Genomic DNA, 16,963 nt, shown 5'->3' with positions numbered 1-16,963 from the left:
CAGATGCGTTTTGTGTATTTTGCGCGCGTTAGGGAAGCGGTCGGCATGGATTGCGAGGAACGGGACGTGCCTGTCACGGTGCACACCGTGCAGGACTGCCTCGACTGGTTGCGGCAATGCGACGGGCGCTATGCTGCCGCCTTTGCCGAGCCAGCGCGGCTGCGCTATGCGCTTGACCAGCAGATGGTCACCGCCGATACCCCGCTTGACGGCTATGGCGAACTAGCGATTTTCCCGCCGGTCACTGGCGGATGAAGCAGGTTGCGGTCACTGCCGAACCCATCAGCACGGCAATGGCGCTGGACCCGCTCGAACATCTGGGCGGCGGGGCGCTGGCGAGTTTCACCGGAATTGCGCGGGCGGATTGCGGCGTGGTGGCACTGGAGCTTGAACATTATCCCGGCATGACCGAACAAAATCTGAACGCTCTTGTTGATGAGGCAATGGCGCGCTGGACGTTGCTCGGCTGCGTGGTGATTCATCGTGTCGGCAAAATTGCGGTGGGGGAACAAGTGGTTGTGGTCGCCACCGCCGCCCACCATCGCGCCGAAGCATTGGATGCCTGCGCCTTTCTCATCGACCGTCTGAAAACCGATGCCGCCTTTTGGAAAAAAGAACATCGCACCGACGGCAGCGCGCTATGGGTTGAGGCAAAAAGCACGGACGATGCCCGCGCGGAAAAATGGAGTCTCTGATGCTGTTATACGACGCCCCCATGCCCGCACCCAACCCGCGCCGTGTGCGAATTTATCTGGCGGAAAAGGGGCTGACTGTTCCGGTGCAATCGCTCTCCATTTTTGCCGGTGAGCATAAGGCACCGGAGTTTGTAGCCAAATATCCCGCCGGGCAGCTTCCTGTGCTCGAACTGGATGATGGCCGGATGATTGGCGAAACCATTGCGATCTGTCGCTATTTCGAAGCCTTGCACCCCGAACCGCCCCTGTTCGGCAACAATCCGGCGGATGTGGCGGAAATCGAGATGTGGACACGCCGGGTCGAGCTTACCTATGGAGCGGCGATCCGCAATATCTGGATCCACACACATCCGCTAACCGCCCGCGTGGTAAAGCAGCAATATACCGATTTTGGCGAAAGCAACCGGCCGCTGGCGCATGCGGCGATGATGGTCTTTGACACAGCGCTTCGCAAAACTGCCTTTTTGGCGGGCGATTCCTATACAATGGCCGACATCGCCCTGCTGAGCACGCTGGATTTCGGGCTGTTTATCGGCGTGCCCATTCCGGACGAAGCCGATGCGCTGAAGCAATGGTACGAACGCATGTCTGCCCGCCCGAGTGCCTCCGCTTAATTCTTGCGTAAGGCGCGCAACGCGGCGGCAAGCATCTCGAACTCTTCACGCCGCGGACTGTTGGTGCGCCAGATCAGGGCGATTTCGCGCGTTGCATGGTCGGCATTCAGCGGTCGTGCCTGCACATCGGTGCCATTTAGCAAACCCGCATCGACCGCCATTTCGGGGATCAACGTGACGCCCAATCCATTGTCCACCATTTGCACTAATGTATGCAGCGATGTCCCCAGCATGGTTGCCGACGCCCTCAATTCGGGGCGATTGCACGCTGCCAATGCATGATCTTTGAGGCAATGGCCATCGACGAGCAATAATAATTTGCTTTCGTCAATCAGGTCGGGGCTGATGCTGTCGGGGGGATCGCGCGGGTCATCTTTGGGGAAAGCAACGAACAGACGGTCGTCGAATAGCTTCGCCTTTTCAATATCGCCTGCCGCAAAGGGAAGCGCTAACAAGACACAATCAACCACCCCATGATGCAAGGCCTCGACCGCCGCAGCGCTGGCCTCTTCGCGCAGATATAGCTTCAGGTCCGGATATTGCTTACGCAAAGCGGGCAGCAATTTGGGCAGCAGAAATGGTGCAATGGTCGGAATTACGCTCATCCGCAGGTCATCGGCCAGGGGCTTACCCGCCGACCGCGCCATTTCTGCCAGCTCTTCCGCCTCACGTAGGATGCGGTGCGCCTTTGTGGTCATCTTCAAACCGAGCGGGGTGAACCGGACCACGCGACGGGTGCGTTCCACCAGCATCAGACCAAGAAGCGACTCCAATTCCCTGATGCCCGCCGACAGCGTCGATTGCGTGACGAAGCAGGCGTCTGCAGCTTTACCGAAATGGCCATGCTCTTCCAACGCAACCAGATATTGTAATTGCTTCAATGTCGGCAGATAGGTGCTCATTTATCGATCCTTATAATCAATATATCATTAGTAATCGGTTTTTGCGATTTAACTAGCTTTTTCGATGCAAAATCCAGTCCGGCACTGGAAATCGGGTAACATATCGCTTAACTTGAACGAAGGGCTCCGGATAACAGAGGTTAAGGCCGCATGTTCATTTCAAATCTCATCGAATATCTGGATTCGATAAAGGTTCGCGATCCCGCGCCGCGCACCCGGTGGGAGATTCTGCTTTATCCCGGTGTGTGGGCCGTCGCCTACCATCGGGTCGCGCATTGGCTGTTTTTGGGCCAGATGTTTTTCCTTGCACGGCTAGTCAACCATTTTTCCCGCTTCATGACCGGTATCGACATTCATCCGGGCGCAAAGATCGGCAGCAATTTTTTTCTTGATCATGGGTTTAGCGTGATTGGCGAAACCGCCGAAATCGGCGATAATGTGACCATGTATCAGAATGTCACGCTGGGCGGGACCAACCCGACCAATGGCACTGGCGGCAAACGACATCCGACGATACTCGACAATGCGATTATCGGGTCCGGCGCGCAGATATTGGGACCCATTACCGTTGGGGAACGGGCCCGCATCGGTGCCGCCGCCGTTGTTACGGACGATGTGCCTGCCGGCGCAACCATGGTCGGACAAAAGGCGCGATCGACGTTGGTGAAGGCTGAAACCTATGCGAAGGATTTCATGCCCTATGGCACCCCTTGCCGCGAGTTATTTGATCCGGCAACGCAAAGTCTGGAAATCATGCAGTGCGAGATTGAATCCTTGCGGAAAAAGGTGGCCGAGCTGATGGCTGAACGCGATGCCAAGGCGTCGCCTGCGGTCAAACGCACAACGGCCAAGGGGGCAAAGAGCGCTTGAGCGCGGTCATCACGCCCTTTCCTTTTACCAGCCGGTTAAATCAGGTCGGTTTTGAACGGGTTGAATTGACCCAGATCTTGAATCTTTATGGCCGTATGGTTGCGGCGGGCAACTGGCGTGATTACGCCATAGATCTTGGCCGCGATGCCGCCATTTTCAGTGCTTTTCGCCGTGCAACCGAACGCCCCGAATATCGCATCGAAAAACGTCCCGACTTGCGAAACAAGCAAGGCCAATGGGTGCTGGTCGGTGAAGGCGGAGCCGTGCTGAAACGCGGCCACGAACTCGGGCCGGTACTTGCCCCCGTCGAGCGCAAGTTGATGAAGCTGGTCGGGACTTAGGTCCTGACCCTCGGCTGCGATCTACCTAAATCTTTCGGATTGGCCTTGAGTAATTGTTTGCAGCATTAACATTGCAGTTGGAATAGCTACAAAAGTCGCGATCGAAGAAATCGCTCCCAGGACGGTACCAAGATAAAGTGTTTCTGCCGACTCAGCCTGTAATGCGATCCGCCCGGATATGTTGCCAGCTAAGCCCGCAACCAGCCATGCGACCCACCAGCGATTGATGATAGGAGCAGGAGCATCGAGTACGGTCGATGCGCCAGTGCTGGCATTCCAAATCTTTCTCATAATTTCAAATGGCTTGAATAAGTTCGCAAAGGGTACAAAGTGCCAGCCCACCGCCCATGCTGGAGTATAATCGAAATCGGAAAAGTCAGCCTCGACAACGTTTTTTGCGGCCCTGTGCAACCACATGCACCAAAGAACAAATGTAGCGATCGCAACGATGATCATCGCCACGCCCACTAAGAAGTAAAGCGCTTCAAAAAGGCCGAACTCAGCATCAGGGTCGGTGTTGAAGGTAAATAAACCCAACAGTTCAGCAACTTCAAACAGGAATGATACAGCGACCACCGACAGGTTGGCCCACAATATCAAGCGCAAGCGTTCAAAGCGCGTATGAAGCAGGTCTAAACCGGATATGTCGATCATATTACCCCCAAATTAATGATGCACAGAAATGAGCGGGTTTGCAGAGCAGCAAGACTCCGGCCTGCCTATGATCAACCGAGCGCTTGCAACGCCTTCATGACGGCGATGGACTGTTCACCACCCGATTGCGGGACGGTTTCGCCGCTACGGTCAATGATCTTGTCCCATGCGGCAGCAAAGCCTTCGACCGTGCGCTCATCCTGGCGCAGGGCGACGCCAGGGGTCATGGTGACATAGGCGGCATGGTAACCACCGCCGCCTGCACCGATAATCATGTTGGTCGGCGCGTCTTCGCTGACCAGATAGAGCGCGGCAGGGACGACATTTTCCGGGGTGAACTGGTCAAACAGGCCTTCGGGGAAAATATCCTCGGTCATGCGCGTGCCTGCCACTGGAGCGATTGAGTTGACGCGGACATTATATTTGGCGCCTTCAAGGTGCAGCGTCTTGGTCAAACCCGCCAGACCCAGCTTGGCCGCGCCATAATTGGCCTGTCCGAAATTGCCATAAAGTCCGGTGGATGACGTCGTCATCAATATGCGGCCATAGGCCTGTTCACGCATCAGATCCCACACCGCTTTGGTGCAATTGGCCGAACCCATGATGTGAACCTGCAGCACCAGATTGAAATCGGGCATGTCCATTTTGGCAAAACTCTTGTCACGCAAAATGCCTGCATTATTGATGAGGACATGAACCCCGCCCCATGCTTCCTTGGTCTTGGCAACCATTTCGACCATTTGGTCATATTCAGTGACGCTACCGCCATTGGCCATCGCTTCGCCGCCCGCGGCCTTGATTTCTTCCACCACCATGGCCGCTGCGTCGGACGTGCCGGTGCCGTCGCGCGCGCCGCCCAGATCATTGACCACAACCTTGGCCCCGCGCCGTGCAAGTTCAAGCGCATAAGCCTTGCCCAATCCGCCGCCGGCCCCGGTCACAATTGCGACTTTGTCTTTAAAGCTGATGGTCATTTTCTGTCTCCATAAATTAAGTGGCCGACGATGCGCGCCAATTCGGCCAATCCTTTGGCATGTGGGTTACGTTTACGCAAGCGTAAAGCAAGGCGCATGACGATGGTCATAAAAGAGAAATTATAAAGACACTTTATGGTCATATAAATGTTGTCTAGGCGTCATATATTGGTTTCGGATCTGGGGATTTTAAGATGACTGCATCATATCGGCTGGCAAGCACTGCCCTCATTGCAGTCGCAATGTCCGCCGTTCCCGTGCACGCACAGGAAAACATGTCGGAAATCGATGCTTTGCGTGCCGAGGTTGCCGCGCTGAAGGAACAGCTGGCCGCGATTGCCGCCAAGGTTGACGCTGCGGAAAAAAAGCCGGTTGCCGAAGTCAAATGGAAGGGAAGTCCAGAAACGGCAGGCGATGGCGGCTGGACCTTTAAGCCGCGCGGACGGCTGCATTATGATGCGGGCTATGTCAGTGTCCCGGGGGAATTTGCCGTCAACCGCAATTTAGGATTTAACAGCCGGGTACGCCGTGTGCGTTTAGGCGCAGAAGGGACAATGCCCGGCGGTTTTGGATATAAGGTCGAAGCCGATTTTGCGAATGGCAATGTGGTATTTGGCGATACATTTTTAAGCTATAATCCCAAAAACGCTCCAATTTCACTCCGGATAGGTAATTTCGAAACGCTCGACGGTTTGGAGCAGATGACCAGTTCCAGCAACAATAGTTTTACCGAGCGTGCGGCTTTTAACGATGCCTTCATCAACAGCCGCCGTTTGGGGGCCGCTGTGGCTTGGCGTGATACAGCCAATGTCCTGCGTGCCGAGGCGGGCCTGTTTACGGCGCACAGCATTGATGCATCCTTTGATAATGACGGGTGGATCGGTGCAGCCCGGCTGACATATTCGCCACAAGTTCTTGGCGGGCAGCTGCATTTTGGGGCATCATTCCAGCAACGGGCGTTTGCGGCAAATAATGGGGGCATAGCATCGGTATCGTCCAACAGCCCTTCAACAAACCAGCTCGCCCGTTATCGCGCGCGACCCAATACGCAGCTAACTGATGTGCGATTTGTCGACACAGGCAGTTTCGCGGCAAAAAGCGACCATATTGTCGGATTGGAGCTCGCCGCGATCTTCCCCGGATTTTATGTGGCAGGTGAGGGCCAATGGACCAAGGTCAACGCCTATCGCGCCGGTGATATCGCCACCGGCCTCGACAGTTTTGCAGGCGGTAACAGTGCCGTTACGCCCACCGGCGACCCCAGCTTTTTTGGTCTATACGCCGAAGCGGGCTATTTTCTGACGGGCGAAACGCGCGGGTTCAAAGATGGATTATGGGCGCGAACAAAGGTGCTGAACCCGATAAACAAAAAAGGTCCAGGCGCATTTCAGGTTGCTGCGCGATTTGAATTTCTTGATCTTGACAGCAATGCCCTGAAAAACGGCGTTACCAACAATTTCTCAACCGGAACCAGCAGTCTTGCGGCACTGAACACGCGGTTGAGTCGGGGTGGTACGCAAACCAGCTATTTGCTGGGCCTGAACTGGTATCCGATCGACTATATCCGCTTCATGCTGAACTATGGCCGCGTCAATGTAGAGGGCGGCCCGCTTGCGGCGGCGGTCGCTCCATTGTCAACCCAACCGGTCGACGAGCGTTCTTATTCTGTCGATGTGCTCGCCGCCCGGATGCAGGTCGAATTCTAACGGGTTGCGCCTTACACCGCATCCTGATCGAGCGAATAGCCGGCAGAGCGGACGGTCCGGATGATATCGCTGTCAAAACCCTCATTCAAGGCCTTGCGAAGGCGGCGGATGTGCACGTCGACGGTCCGGATTTCGATATCGCTGTCATGCCCCCACACGCTGTCGAGCAACCGTTCACGGGAAAAGACATGGCCGGGATATTCAAGAAAATGTTTCAGCAATCGATATTCAGTCGGGCCGAGCGGCACCTGTTTACCGCCGCGCCGGACCTTATGGGCGACAGTATCCATTTCCACATCGCCAAAGCGCAGCGATTCCCCGGCCAAAGCGGGGCGCACCCGTCGAAGCACAGCCTTTGCACGGGCAACCAGTTCGCGGGGGCTGAATGGTTTGGTGACATAATCATCCGCACCAATTTCAAGGCCACGGATCCGGTCATCTTCTTCACCGCGTGCGGTCAACATGATGATGGGGACATTGGCGGTATTGTCGGTCTTCCGAAGCTGACGGCATACTTCGATACCGGACAGATTTTCCAGCATCCAGTCGAGAAGCACAAGATCAGGCGCACGTTCGCGGGCCATCAACAATGCTTCTTCGCCGTCGCCGGTATGGCGGACATCGAATTCCTCGCGCTCGAAATGCCAGCGAACTAGCTCGGCAAGCGCGCTGTCGTCTTCAACCAAAAGCAGTTGCGCCTTGGGCATATCAGGGTCTCTCTATTAGGCGTCAGGCAAGTTTTCGCCGGTTTCAGTGAAGTAAATCATTTGTGCGACCGTTGTCGTATGGTCACCGATTCGTTCAAGGTTTTTCGCCGTGAACAAAAGATGTGCGACTTCGGTTGCGGTCTTTGGGTTTTTTGCGACATAGGCCACAAAATCCACAAATAGATCTTTGTTCAATTGATCGACATCATCATCGCGCGCGGTGACGGCGCGGGCAAGGTCGACGTCGCGCTTGGCATAAGCTTCCATCGCGGTGCGGATCATTTGCACGACAATATCGCCCATCCGCAAAAGCTCTTCATTGGCAGCAAGCGTTGACCGGGATTCCATCTGCGGAACACGCTTGGCGATGTTTTTGGCATAATCGCCGATACGTTCAATCACCGCTGACATCTTCAGGGCAGCAATCAATTCGCGCAAATCGTCCGCCATGGGCGCGCGAAGTGCAATTGTGCGGACCACCGCTTTTTCGACTTCGGTTTCGAGATTGTCGATAATCTTGTCTTCAGCGCGCGTTGCCGCTGCCAGCTCAAGATCATGTTCGCCTAACGCCTTCATCGAAGCCATCACCGCCGATTCGGCGCGCGCCCCCATTTCCGCGATCAAACCGCGGATTTCGTCCATATCATCGTCAAATGCAGTGACAGTATGTTTCGTTCCGGTGCTCATAATCAGTATCCCTTAGCCGTAACGGCCTGTGATATAATCCTTAGTACGATCTTCACGCGGATTGGTAAAAATTTCGGATGTTTCGCCAAATTCGATCAGATTGCCGAGATGGAAAAACGCTGTTCGCTGTGACACGCGCGCCGCCTGCTGCATATTATGCGTCACGATGATGATGGCATATTTGCCGCGCAGATCGTGGATCAATTCCTCAATTCGGGCGGTTGCAATGGGGTCAAGCGCGGAGCATGGCTCGTCCATCAAAATGACTTCGGGATCAACTGCAATGGCGCGTGCGATGCAAAGCCGTTGCTGCTGGCCGCCCGACAGGGCAGTTCCGCTGTCGCCCAACCGGTCCTTTACCTCCGCCCATAGGCCAGCGCGGGTGAGCGAGCTTTCTACAATCTGGTCAAGTTCCGCCTTGCCACTGGCTAGGCCGTGGATGCGTGGTCCATAAGCGACATTGTCATAAATGGACTTTGGAAAAGGATTGGGTTTCTGAAATACCATGCCGACACGCGCGCGCAATTGAACAACGTCCATGGACGAGGCATAGATATCCTGCCCGTCGAGGAAGATACTCCCTTCGACCCGCGCACCGACAATGGTGTCGTTCATGCGGTTCAGCGACCGCAAAAATGTCGATTTTCCACAACCTGATGGACCGATAAAGGCCGTCACATTATCCATGTCGACATCAATCGATACATTATCAATGGCTTTCTTTTCGCCATAAAACACATTGACGTTGCGGGTCGATATTTTGGAATGTGTAGGGGTCTCGGCCACAATGGCGTCCTTTTCTTTTCTACTACCAGCGTGTTTCGAAACGGTTACGCAAGTAAATGGCCAGGGCGTTCATCCCCAACAGGAATATCAGAAGCACAATGATCGCGGCACTGGTTTTTTCGACGAAACCCTGATTCACTTCATCGGACCACAGATAAATCTGCACCGGCAACGCGGTGGCGGCATCGGTAAAACCCTGCGGCGCGGTCGGAATGAAGGCGCGCATGCCGATCATCAGCAATGGTGCAGTCTCGCCCAACGCGCGTGCCATGCCGATAATCGTGCCGGTCAAAATGCCGGGCAGGGCGAGCGGCAGGACATGGTGGAAAACCACTTGCACCGGCGATGCACCAATGCCCAACGCAGCCTCCCGGATGGACGGGGGAACGGATTTGACAGCATTGCGTCCGGCGATCACGATGACCGGCATGGTCATCAGCGCTAGAGTCAGACCACCTACCAGAGCCGACGAACGCGGCATACCGAACATCGTCAGGAACACCGCAAGGCCCAGCAGACCGAATATGATCGACGGCACCGCGGCGAGATTGTTGATCGACACTTCGATCATATCGGTCAGCTTGTTCTTGGGTGCATATTCTTCCAGATAGAGCGCAGCGAATACACCTACGGGAAAGGCGAGCAGCAAGGTGATCGCCATGGTCATCAAAGACCCCTTGAACGCCGCCCAAATACCTACCGCCGACGGATCGGTCGCATCGGCGCCGGTCAGGAATGTCCAGTTAAATCCGGTGCGGAGCACGTCGTTTTGAGACAGGGTTTCAACCGTTTTTTCCGCCGCCGGTTCGCCTTTGCGTTTATAGGCGACGTCCAGTCTGGAATCGACGGGCAACCAGAGCCGTTGCTTGCCCGATATCAATTGAGGATCGGCCAGCAACATCTGGCGGACATTGGCGACGGCGGCCGATGTCAGCAATTCGCCACCCTTGTCGCCATATTGCTGGCTCATCGCCAGTTCGATAATGCCGGGCAGGTCCATAGAATTAAGCGCGCCTTCGGCATTCGCGCCGGTAATCGACGCCGCAGTCGCACCCGAGGTCAAGGTCGGAAAGTCGAAATCGACGGCGATCTCCGTCCGTTGAAAACCGCGTACACCTTGCCCGAGCATGGTGAACAGCAGAAAGGCGAGGAACAAGGTCGATAGCGCGACCGCGACGAAACCCATCGCCTTGAAACGGCGTTCGGCGGCATAGCGACCGGCGATGCGCTTTTGCATTATCGCGCCATTCCAGTCGGTCGGTATCCGGTTGTTTGCGGCCTTATTCATAAGCTTCCCGATAGCGTTTGACCACGCGCAGGGCGACATAGTTGAGAAGGAAGGTTGTGATGAACAATGCCAGACCTAGCGCAAACGCAGCAAGCGTATGCGGGCTGCCAAAATCCTGATCGCCGGTCAGCAGTGCGACAATCTGAACGGTCACCGTGGTGATCGTGTCAAAGGGATTGGCGGTCAGATTGGCGGTATAGCCTGCGGCCATGACGACAATCATTGTTTCGCCAATGGCACGGCTAACGGCCAGCAATACTCCGCCGACCACGCCGGGCAATGCGGCAGGCAACAGGACTTTCTTGATCGTCTCGCTCTTGGTTGCGCCCATCGCCAGGCTGCCGTCGCGCATCGCATTGGGGACCGCCGCGATACTGTCGTCGGACATGGACGAGACGAGCGGGATAATCATGACGCCCATCACGATACCCGCGGCCAGCGCATTGTCGGACGCGGCATTGCTGACGCCCAGCATCACCGCAAAGTCGCGAATGGCAGGGGCAACGGTGAGTGCGGCAAAATAGCCATAAACTACGGTCGGGACGCCGGCGAGAATTTCCAGGATCGGCTTCATCAATTTGCGAATGTTGGACGATGCATATTGAGTGAGGAAAATCGCGCTCATCAACCCGAGTGGAATGGCCACGAGCATCGCGATAATCGCGCCAATGAATATGGTGCCCCAGAATAGCGGAATTGCGCCATAGCCATTGTCCGCGCCCGGCGTCACAATGTTTTTGGGGTTCCAATTGGTGCCGATCAGAAATTCGAACGGCGAAACCATCGAAAAGAATTGATAGGATTCAAAAATCAACGAGGCAAAAATACCGACCGTGGTGAATATGGCGATCAATGACGCGAACAACAGCGCAAGCATCACCAGATATTCAACCTTGTTGCGAGCACGAAAATCGGGCTTCAGGCGGGTAAACGCAAAGGCACCCCCGGCGAACAGCAGCGCCAATGTTCCGGCCATCCCGATCCAGCTATAATAAGCCAGCGCGTTTTTGTATAAAGGCACCAGCTTTTCGCTTTGCGCCTGAAATGCGGTTGTTTGAAAACCCTGTGCGATGGCGCGGGCTTCGGACAATATGGCCGCTCTGGCAAAACCGTCCTGCGGCAAGTCGGTCGTCATAGGTGACGCCAGTACCGTATTGGTGACCAGTGCAGGCGAAATTGTTTGCCAGACAAACATGAAAAACACAGCAGGAATGATGGCGCATATGGCAACGAACCAGCCGTGATAAGAGGGCAGGCTATTGACCTGGCCCCGAGGGCCGCCCTTGGCAGCGCGGACAAAAGCCGCTGCGCGTGCGCGGCCCGCGATCCATGCGACCAAACCGAGGCCAAGGACAAGGAATAGCAATGCTGTTCCAGTCATAAACTTAACCTTGCCCCCTTCGACCTACCGGCCGGAAACTTATAAAATCCAGCGCCCGAACAAAATTGGGGCATGGATCGAACGCAGATTCGATCCATGCCCATAGACGCGATGTATGTTGCAGATTTATTTCAAATCTGAACCGTCCATGGCATTTAAGCCATTTGCGGTATCCATAGCCTTTTTATAGTCATCTTCGGTCGATGCAATCATGCCCAATTTGGTCAGATATCCGCCAACGACGCCGCCTTTCAGGAACTCTAAAACAAAGTCCTTAACTCCCGGAATCTTGTCGATATGGGCCTTTTTCACATAGATGAACATCTTGCGTGCACCGGGATAGCTGCCATCAGAAATGGTCGCGATGGTGGGGCTCACGCCGTCCATCGTAATGCCGTGCACCTTCGATGCATTTTCTTCCATATAGCTATAGCCGAAAATACCGACCATATTCGGGTTCGCATCCAGTTTCTGTACGATCAGATTGTCGTTTTCGCCCTGTTCCTTGAACGCGCCATCGGTACGGATTTCGGTGCAGATCGCTTTATACTTGTCTTCGTCGGTTTCCTTCAGCGCCTTGGTCGCCGCGTCCGATTTACAGCCGGCTTCCATGATAAGTTCATGGAAAGAATCGCGCGTTCCAGAAGTAGTTGGTGGGCCAAATACCGAAATCGGCAATTTGGGAAGCGCCGGATTGACATCCGACCATAATTTTGCGGTCTGCGGCTTGCCAAATGGCTTGGCGGCCAATGCCTTGTAGACATCAGCGGTCGAAAGCGCGAACTTTTCGCCCTTGTTCGACTGCGCGAGGGCAAGGCCATCAATCCCGACCTGGATTTCGACAATGTCTTTCACGCCATTTTTCTGGCAATCTTCAAACTCGCTTTTCTTGATGCGGCGCGATGCATTGGTGATGTCGGGCGTTTCCGCGCCGATACCTTTACAAAATTGTTCCATGCCACCGCCGGTTCCGGTTGATTCCAGAACAGGCGATTTGCGGGTAGGGTCAGCCTTGGCAAAAGCTTCGGCAGCTGCCTTGGCGAAAGGGAAAACGGTCGAAGAACCAACGATGCGGATTTCCTGACGCGAACCACCTGCTGCACCGCCGGTGCTGGCCTGGTCATTACATGCAGAAAGCGCGAGTGCGCTGATGGCGATAAGCGAGATTTTCTTCATCATTTGGCTAATTCCCTTTTATTGGACCCTTCATGGTCTTCCCATGCCGTGACGCGCAATTAGCGGCCATAGATGGCTGATAAATGACTATTATATGACATTTATATTACATCTGTGGGAGCTACGGGTAATAATACCGAAACGCTTGTGCCGCTCCCCACTATACTGCGGATCTCAAGGTGGCCGCGATGGCGGTCAACGATATGTTTAACCAGACTAAGGCCAAGGCCAGTGCCGCCAACGGAGCGGCTGCGCCCGGAATCGACACGGTAAAAGCGTTCGGTCAGTCGCGGTAAATGTTCAGGAGCAATGCCGTCGCCCTGATCGACGACAGCGAAGGCCAACATGGCCCCGGAACGCGAATGGGCGAGGGACACCATGATCGGGGTTCCTGTCCGCCCATATTTCATCGCATTGGTGATGATATTGCTCGCCAATTGCCGCAATTGTCCGGCATCCCCCATGACCGACAAGGTTTCGACCGTCATATCGAGGGCGATGTCGCCGCCGCGTTCCTGACTGTTGCGAAGCTGGTCGACGGTATCGACGACGATATGGGCAAAATCGACCGGCGTTTGCGGAGGGTCATATTTTTCTGCCTCGATCCGCGACAGCGACATCAGATCGCGCACCAGCGCCTGCATCCGGTCTGTTTCCTTGGCCATGATCCCCAGAAACCGGCCGCGCGTGTCGGGATCGTCGCCAGCGGCCGGGTCATCCAGCGTCTCGATAAAGCCTTTGACCGCGGCCAACGGGGTGAGCAATTCATGGCTTGCATTCGCGACGAAATCGACGCGCATCTTCTCGGCAGCCTGCGCGCTGCTGCGGTCGGCCAGATGCACCATTTTCTGACCAGGACCGATAGACTGGATACGCATGTCCCACATCTGATTCTGTTGGCCGATGCCCGTCAGGCGGATAGGGTGACCGGTGTGGTTGATGTCTGGGTCGGAAAGTCGCTCGATTGCGCCGGCATGGCGAAAGGCCATTCGGACATTCTGCCCGACTATATTGATACCCAGCAATTGCCGCGCCGAATGATTGGCCGCCGTCACTTTCGAATGGTCGACAATCAAAATCGCATCAGTCGACGCATCGATAAAGGGTTGCAATTGCGGGTGACTGGTGATCGCTTCGGGATCGATCTGAATGCCGGGATCGCTTTGAACGATGGTCTCACTGGCCGGATCATGCGGGTCTGCCGCGATGAACAATGCGGTCAACAAGGACACTATCGTAACAAGAATACGTTCCACATCACCGGCAAGTTGCCCTGCAATGACCGCGCCTGTTGTCGCCAATGCCATGGCAAAAAGTACACGGGGAGATAGCCAGCTATTCACGATCAAAACTTCCTCGCATAAAATCAGGCGCGGCGACCCGATAAAACCATATATTAGTTTTTACCGGCGATAATGTCCCACATATAGACGTCCGGCAACCGTGCAAGCGCGGCGGCTGGATTTGCAGGTGGAATATGATAGGCCGGTCCGATGGACGATGAAAAAAAATCACCCAACCCGCTGAGCAGTCCGACCAACCGCCGCCGTGCGTTGATGCTGGGGGCTGCAACGGCGTCGGCTATCGTCTCGGTGCGGCCCGCCCTGGCCCAATCCGCCGCATCCGTCATGAACTGCGAAATTCCAGTGCCCGGACCGCATGGCACGGGTATGAATATCGACAGCTATGGCAAATTGGTCGCGCGCGATACGCCGGGATCTTTTCCTGCGACCGGACAGAAATTCACCGGTGATCAGGTAAAGGCCGCGCTGCAAGGCCGCAGCCTTCCGGGCACGAGCTATGAACAAAGCCAGGCCTATGTAAATTATATCCGCCGCCTGCAAAGCGGACAGAGCGGCTTCACCTGCTACGCCAGCCTGCAGATGTCGCGCTAAACATTGAATTTTAACGCTGGGGCTTTACCCCATGCGCGCATGACAGCGTCGCAAGGCATAAAGTATAAAGCGGAACCGGCGGACCAGATTTTGGTCACGCCGCTGGATTCGCTGACTTTGGTGTATCAGCGCCGGTCGGGGATCACCCATATCGTGGCCGAACCGGCTCCCGAAATCCTTGCTGCCATGGGGACGGATGCCATGACCGCCGACGAGGTGGCGCAACGGTTGGCGGCGCAGTTTGATTTTGACGGCACGCAGGCCGCGGATATCATTGCCGCTCGGCTAAACGAATTGGCCGACCTCGGGCTGGTCGAGCGCTGCCATGCATGAATTCCGGGTTCAGGTAGGGCCAGCCGCCTTTCGCATCGGCTCGCAATGGAAGCGACCGTTGGACCAGTTGGCGGAATTTTATCGCGATTATCCGGTGCCTGAGATCCCCGACTATTCGGTGCGGCTGGAATCGGTCAGCCTGCTGCGCCGTTTTATCCGGCCATCGGTGGCGATTAACGGCGACTACATGCTGCCCGATGCAGCACCGCTGCCATTGGCGCAGGGGTTGCTGGCGGCGGAAATGGCGATGAACCTGCAAATGGCGCTGGGCTGGCGGCGGCATTTGCTGCTGCACGCCAGCGCCGTGGAAAAGGATGGCCGTGCGCTCATCATGACCGGCCAATCGGGGTCGGGAAAATCGACTTTGGCAGCCATGCTGGGTCATAGGGGCTGGCGCTTCATGGGCGATGAATTTGTACTGGTCGATCTGGACAGCGGAGATGCGGTGCCATTCCCCCGGCTCATCAGCCTGAAAAACGAAGCCATCGGCGCGATGATGGCAACCGCGCTCGACGGGCGCTTTGGTCCGCTGATGCCAGAAACACCAAAGGGCGATATCCGGCACATGGTTCCGCCTGCCGATGCGATTGCGGCCATGTCCCGTCCGGCCCGGCCCGCGCTGCTGCTCTTCCCCAGCTTCGGCTTTGACGCCGCGTTTCGCGAAGTCGGGCCAAGCGAGGTGTTCATGCGCTTGACGCAAGCCTCGACCAATTATGTCGCCTTGGGTGAAAAGGGCTTCTCTACGCTGACCCGCTTTGTCCAGACGGTTCCCGCCCGCGCGATCGACTATCGCGACGGGATCGAGGCCGAAGCGTTGGTGAACCAGCTATGGGCGGAATGCGTATGACCCATGACGCTATGCTTCTGGTCGATGCGCTGCGCGATCCGGCGGGGACAGCCCGTCTGGACCCGGCGGGTTGGACCGCGCTGCTGACCATCGCACGGGTTGAACAATTGCTCGGCACCTTGGCGCGCAAGCTATCGGGTTTGCCTGTGCCTGACGCGGTGGCGCACATATTGGACGAAGCCCGGGTAAACGCCGAATATCAGCGCCGCTCCGCCTTGTGGGAAGCCGACTGCGCGCGACGTGCACTGGCGGACTATCCCGGCAAGGTCGTGCTGATGAAGGGAACAGCCTATGTCGCCGCTGGTCTGAAAGCGGGCGAGGGGCGGCATATCGGGGATCTCGACATCATGGTCGCGCAGGCCGATCTGCCGCAGGTCGAGGCTGCGTTGCTAAACGCCGGGTGGGAATGGGTGAAAGAAGACGCTTATGACGACGCCTATTATCGCGACCATATGCATGAGCTGCCTCCGCTGATCCACAAGGAGCGGGACCGCATGATCGACGTGCACCACACGATCCTGCCCCTGACGGCACGACCCCGGCCCGATGCGGCGGCGATGCTGTCGGATGCGAACGCATTGGCAAACGGCCTTTATGTCCTGAGTCCAACCGATATGCTGATCCACAGCGCCGCTCATTTATTTGCAGATGGCGAACTGGATGGCGGATTGCGAAACCTTTGGGATTTGCATTGTCTGATGTCCGAATATGGTGATGACGCATTTTGGTCAGCACTCACAAACCGTGCCGCGCATCACCAGTTGCTCGCCCCGGTCGAGCGCGCCGTGCGCCTTGCCCATCAACTATATGGGACAGAGATCCCAAGCGGATGGCGGCGCTGGCATCGTCAGGACAAACATTATATCCGCCGCCTCACCGCACGCGACCATTGGGGACGGGGCACGCATAAATTCACGCGCCTGATATTCTACATCCGGTCCCACTGGCTACGCATGCCGCCGCTGATGCTGACGCGGCATTTATGGACGAAGTGGCGGAAGGGATAAACTTTCGAATTGAGACCTCTCGGCTCAATTCACTCGACATCTCCTTTTCGTCGTCACCCTGAACTTGTTTCAGGGTCCATTTTTCAGCCATGAGAAACCC

At 56.0% G+C, this 16,963-nt stretch carries 21 protein-coding genes; 10 read left to right on the top strand and 11 right to left on the bottom strand.

The features are described 5' to 3' along the window. Positions 1-3: 3 nt before the first annotated feature. From EUU23_RS08445 to EUU23_RS08435, 3 genes are read left to right on the top strand one after another with little or no spacing between them, the layout of a single operon-like run. Entirely contained in the window at positions 4-255 is a 252-nt protein-coding gene (locus tag EUU23_RS08445; RefSeq protein ID WP_160353720.1) for a MoaD/ThiS family protein, read from the top strand. Next, positions 252-695 (top strand): molybdenum cofactor biosynthesis protein MoaE, encoded by a 444-nt coding sequence (locus EUU23_RS08440; RefSeq protein WP_160353719.1) that lies wholly within the window; start codon positions 252-254, stop codon positions 693-695. Before EUU23_RS08445 ends, EUU23_RS08440 begins: the two co-directional genes overlap by 4 nt. Next, positions 695-1,309, top strand: a complete 615-nt coding sequence (locus EUU23_RS08435) for a glutathione S-transferase family protein (protein WP_160353718.1) — start codon at positions 695-697, stop codon at positions 1,307-1,309. The genes EUU23_RS08440 and EUU23_RS08435 overlap by 1 nt, the downstream gene beginning before the upstream one ends. On the opposite strand, the gene EUU23_RS08430 is transcribed toward EUU23_RS08435, so the two are convergent. Continuing rightward, positions 1,306-2,211 carry a LysR substrate-binding domain-containing protein gene (locus tag EUU23_RS08430; protein ID WP_160353717.1) on the bottom strand — a complete coding sequence of 302 codons (906 nt, stop codon included), beginning with the start codon at positions 2,209-2,211 and terminating at the stop codon, positions 1,306-1,308. The genes EUU23_RS08435 and EUU23_RS08430 overlap by 4 nt on opposite strands. Positions 2,212-2,361: 150 nt before the next feature. Here EUU23_RS08430 and epsC point away from each other — a divergent pair, with 150 nt between their 5' ends. After that, positions 2,362-3,081 (top strand): serine O-acetyltransferase EpsC, encoded by a 720-nt coding sequence (epsC, locus tag EUU23_RS08425; protein ID WP_160353716.1) that lies wholly within the window; start codon positions 2,362-2,364, stop codon positions 3,079-3,081. Next, positions 3,078-3,422 carry a DUF2794 domain-containing protein gene (locus EUU23_RS08420; RefSeq protein ID WP_160353715.1) on the top strand — a complete coding sequence of 115 codons (345 nt, stop codon included), beginning with the start codon at positions 3,078-3,080 and terminating at the stop codon, positions 3,420-3,422. The genes epsC and EUU23_RS08420 overlap by 4 nt, the downstream gene beginning before the upstream one ends. A gap of 21 nt (positions 3,423-3,443) precedes the next feature. On the opposite strand, the gene EUU23_RS08415 is transcribed toward EUU23_RS08420, so the two are convergent. Then, complete coding sequence (locus EUU23_RS08415; RefSeq protein ID WP_160353714.1) at positions 3,444-4,076, bottom strand: DUF4328 domain-containing protein; 633 nt, start codon at positions 4,074-4,076, stop codon at positions 3,444-3,446. Between the two features lie 71 nt (positions 4,077-4,147). Next, complete coding sequence (locus EUU23_RS08410) at positions 4,148-5,050, bottom strand: SDR family NAD(P)-dependent oxidoreductase (RefSeq protein ID WP_160353713.1); 903 nt, start codon at positions 5,048-5,050, stop codon at positions 4,148-4,150. Between the two features lie 194 nt (positions 5,051-5,244). Between EUU23_RS08410 and EUU23_RS08405 the strand changes: the two genes are divergently transcribed. Continuing rightward, the gene (locus EUU23_RS08405; RefSeq protein ID WP_160353712.1) at positions 5,245-6,756 is read left to right on the top strand and encodes an OprO/OprP family phosphate-selective porin; all 1,512 of its coding nucleotides are present in this window, start codon (positions 5,245-5,247) and stop codon (positions 6,754-6,756) included. Positions 6,757-6,767: 11 nt separating this feature from the next. Here the strand turns inward: EUU23_RS08405 and phoB are convergent, their stop codons facing one another. The 8 genes from phoB to EUU23_RS14145 form a co-directional block, all read right to left on the bottom strand. Continuing rightward, entirely contained in the window at positions 6,768-7,463 is a 696-nt protein-coding gene (gene phoB / locus EUU23_RS08400; protein ID WP_160353711.1) for a phosphate regulon transcriptional regulator PhoB, read from the bottom strand. Between the two features lie 15 nt (positions 7,464-7,478). After that, positions 7,479-8,150, bottom strand: coding sequence for a phosphate signaling complex protein PhoU (gene phoU, locus EUU23_RS08395; protein WP_160353710.1), 672 nt, complete (start codon positions 8,148-8,150; stop codon positions 7,479-7,481). 12 nt (positions 8,151-8,162) lie between these two features. Next, entirely contained in the window at positions 8,163-8,936 is a 774-nt protein-coding gene (gene pstB, locus EUU23_RS08390) for a phosphate ABC transporter ATP-binding protein PstB (protein WP_343032702.1), read from the bottom strand. A 22-nt stretch (positions 8,937-8,958) separates the two neighbouring features. Further along, positions 8,959-10,224, bottom strand: coding sequence for a phosphate ABC transporter permease PstA (gene pstA, locus EUU23_RS08385; protein ID WP_246156383.1), 1,266 nt, complete (start codon positions 10,222-10,224; stop codon positions 8,959-8,961). Next, on the bottom strand, positions 10,217-11,605 hold the full coding sequence (gene pstC, locus EUU23_RS08380; RefSeq protein WP_160353709.1) for a phosphate ABC transporter permease subunit PstC: 1,389 nt from the start codon (positions 11,603-11,605) through the stop codon (positions 10,217-10,219). Before pstC ends, pstA begins: the two co-directional genes overlap by 8 nt. 126 nt (positions 11,606-11,731) lie before the next feature. Next, entirely contained in the window at positions 11,732-12,784 is a 1,053-nt protein-coding gene (locus tag EUU23_RS08375; protein ID WP_160353708.1) for a substrate-binding domain-containing protein, read from the bottom strand. A 98-nt stretch (positions 12,785-12,882) separates the two neighbouring features. Continuing rightward, positions 12,883-14,124, bottom strand: a complete 1,242-nt coding sequence (locus EUU23_RS08370) for an ATP-binding protein (protein ID WP_343032701.1) — start codon at positions 14,122-14,124, stop codon at positions 12,883-12,885. 53 nt (positions 14,125-14,177) lie between these two features. After that, the gene (locus EUU23_RS14145) at positions 14,178-14,411 is read right to left on the bottom strand and encodes a hypothetical protein (protein ID WP_246156578.1); all 234 of its coding nucleotides are present in this window, start codon (positions 14,409-14,411) and stop codon (positions 14,178-14,180) included. Here EUU23_RS14145 and EUU23_RS08365 point away from each other — a divergent pair. Genes EUU23_RS08365 through EUU23_RS08350 form a run of 4 tightly spaced genes read left to right on the top strand, consistent with a single transcriptional unit; the run spans position 14,338 to position 16,863 of the window. Next, positions 14,338-14,676, top strand: coding sequence for a hypothetical protein (locus EUU23_RS08365; protein ID WP_246156472.1), 339 nt, complete (start codon positions 14,338-14,340; stop codon positions 14,674-14,676). The two genes, EUU23_RS14145 and EUU23_RS08365, sit on opposite strands and share 74 nt — an antisense overlap. Positions 14,677-14,715: 39 nt before the next feature. After that, entirely contained in the window at positions 14,716-15,009 is a 294-nt protein-coding gene (locus EUU23_RS08360) for an HPr-rel-A system PqqD family peptide chaperone (RefSeq protein WP_160353706.1), read from the top strand. After that, the gene (locus EUU23_RS08355) at positions 15,002-15,856 is read left to right on the top strand and encodes an HprK-related kinase A (RefSeq protein ID WP_160353705.1); all 855 of its coding nucleotides are present in this window, start codon (positions 15,002-15,004) and stop codon (positions 15,854-15,856) included. The genes EUU23_RS08360 and EUU23_RS08355 overlap by 8 nt, the downstream gene beginning before the upstream one ends. Further along, a complete protein-coding gene (locus tag EUU23_RS08350) occupies positions 15,853-16,863 on the top strand; it encodes a nucleotidyltransferase domain-containing protein (protein ID WP_160353704.1) in 1,011 nt (336 codons plus the stop codon). The genes EUU23_RS08355 and EUU23_RS08350 overlap by 4 nt, the downstream gene beginning before the upstream one ends. The last annotated feature ends 100 nt before the right edge of the window (positions 16,864-16,963 follow it).

Source organism: Sphingorhabdus profundilacus (assembly GCF_009769755.1).
Taxonomy (GTDB): Bacteria; Pseudomonadota; Alphaproteobacteria; order Sphingomonadales; family Sphingomonadaceae; genus Sphingorhabdus_B; species Sphingorhabdus_B profundilacus.
The sequence above is the reverse complement of the archived record's forward strand: the minus strand, read 5'-3'. Positions and strand labels throughout refer to the sequence as shown.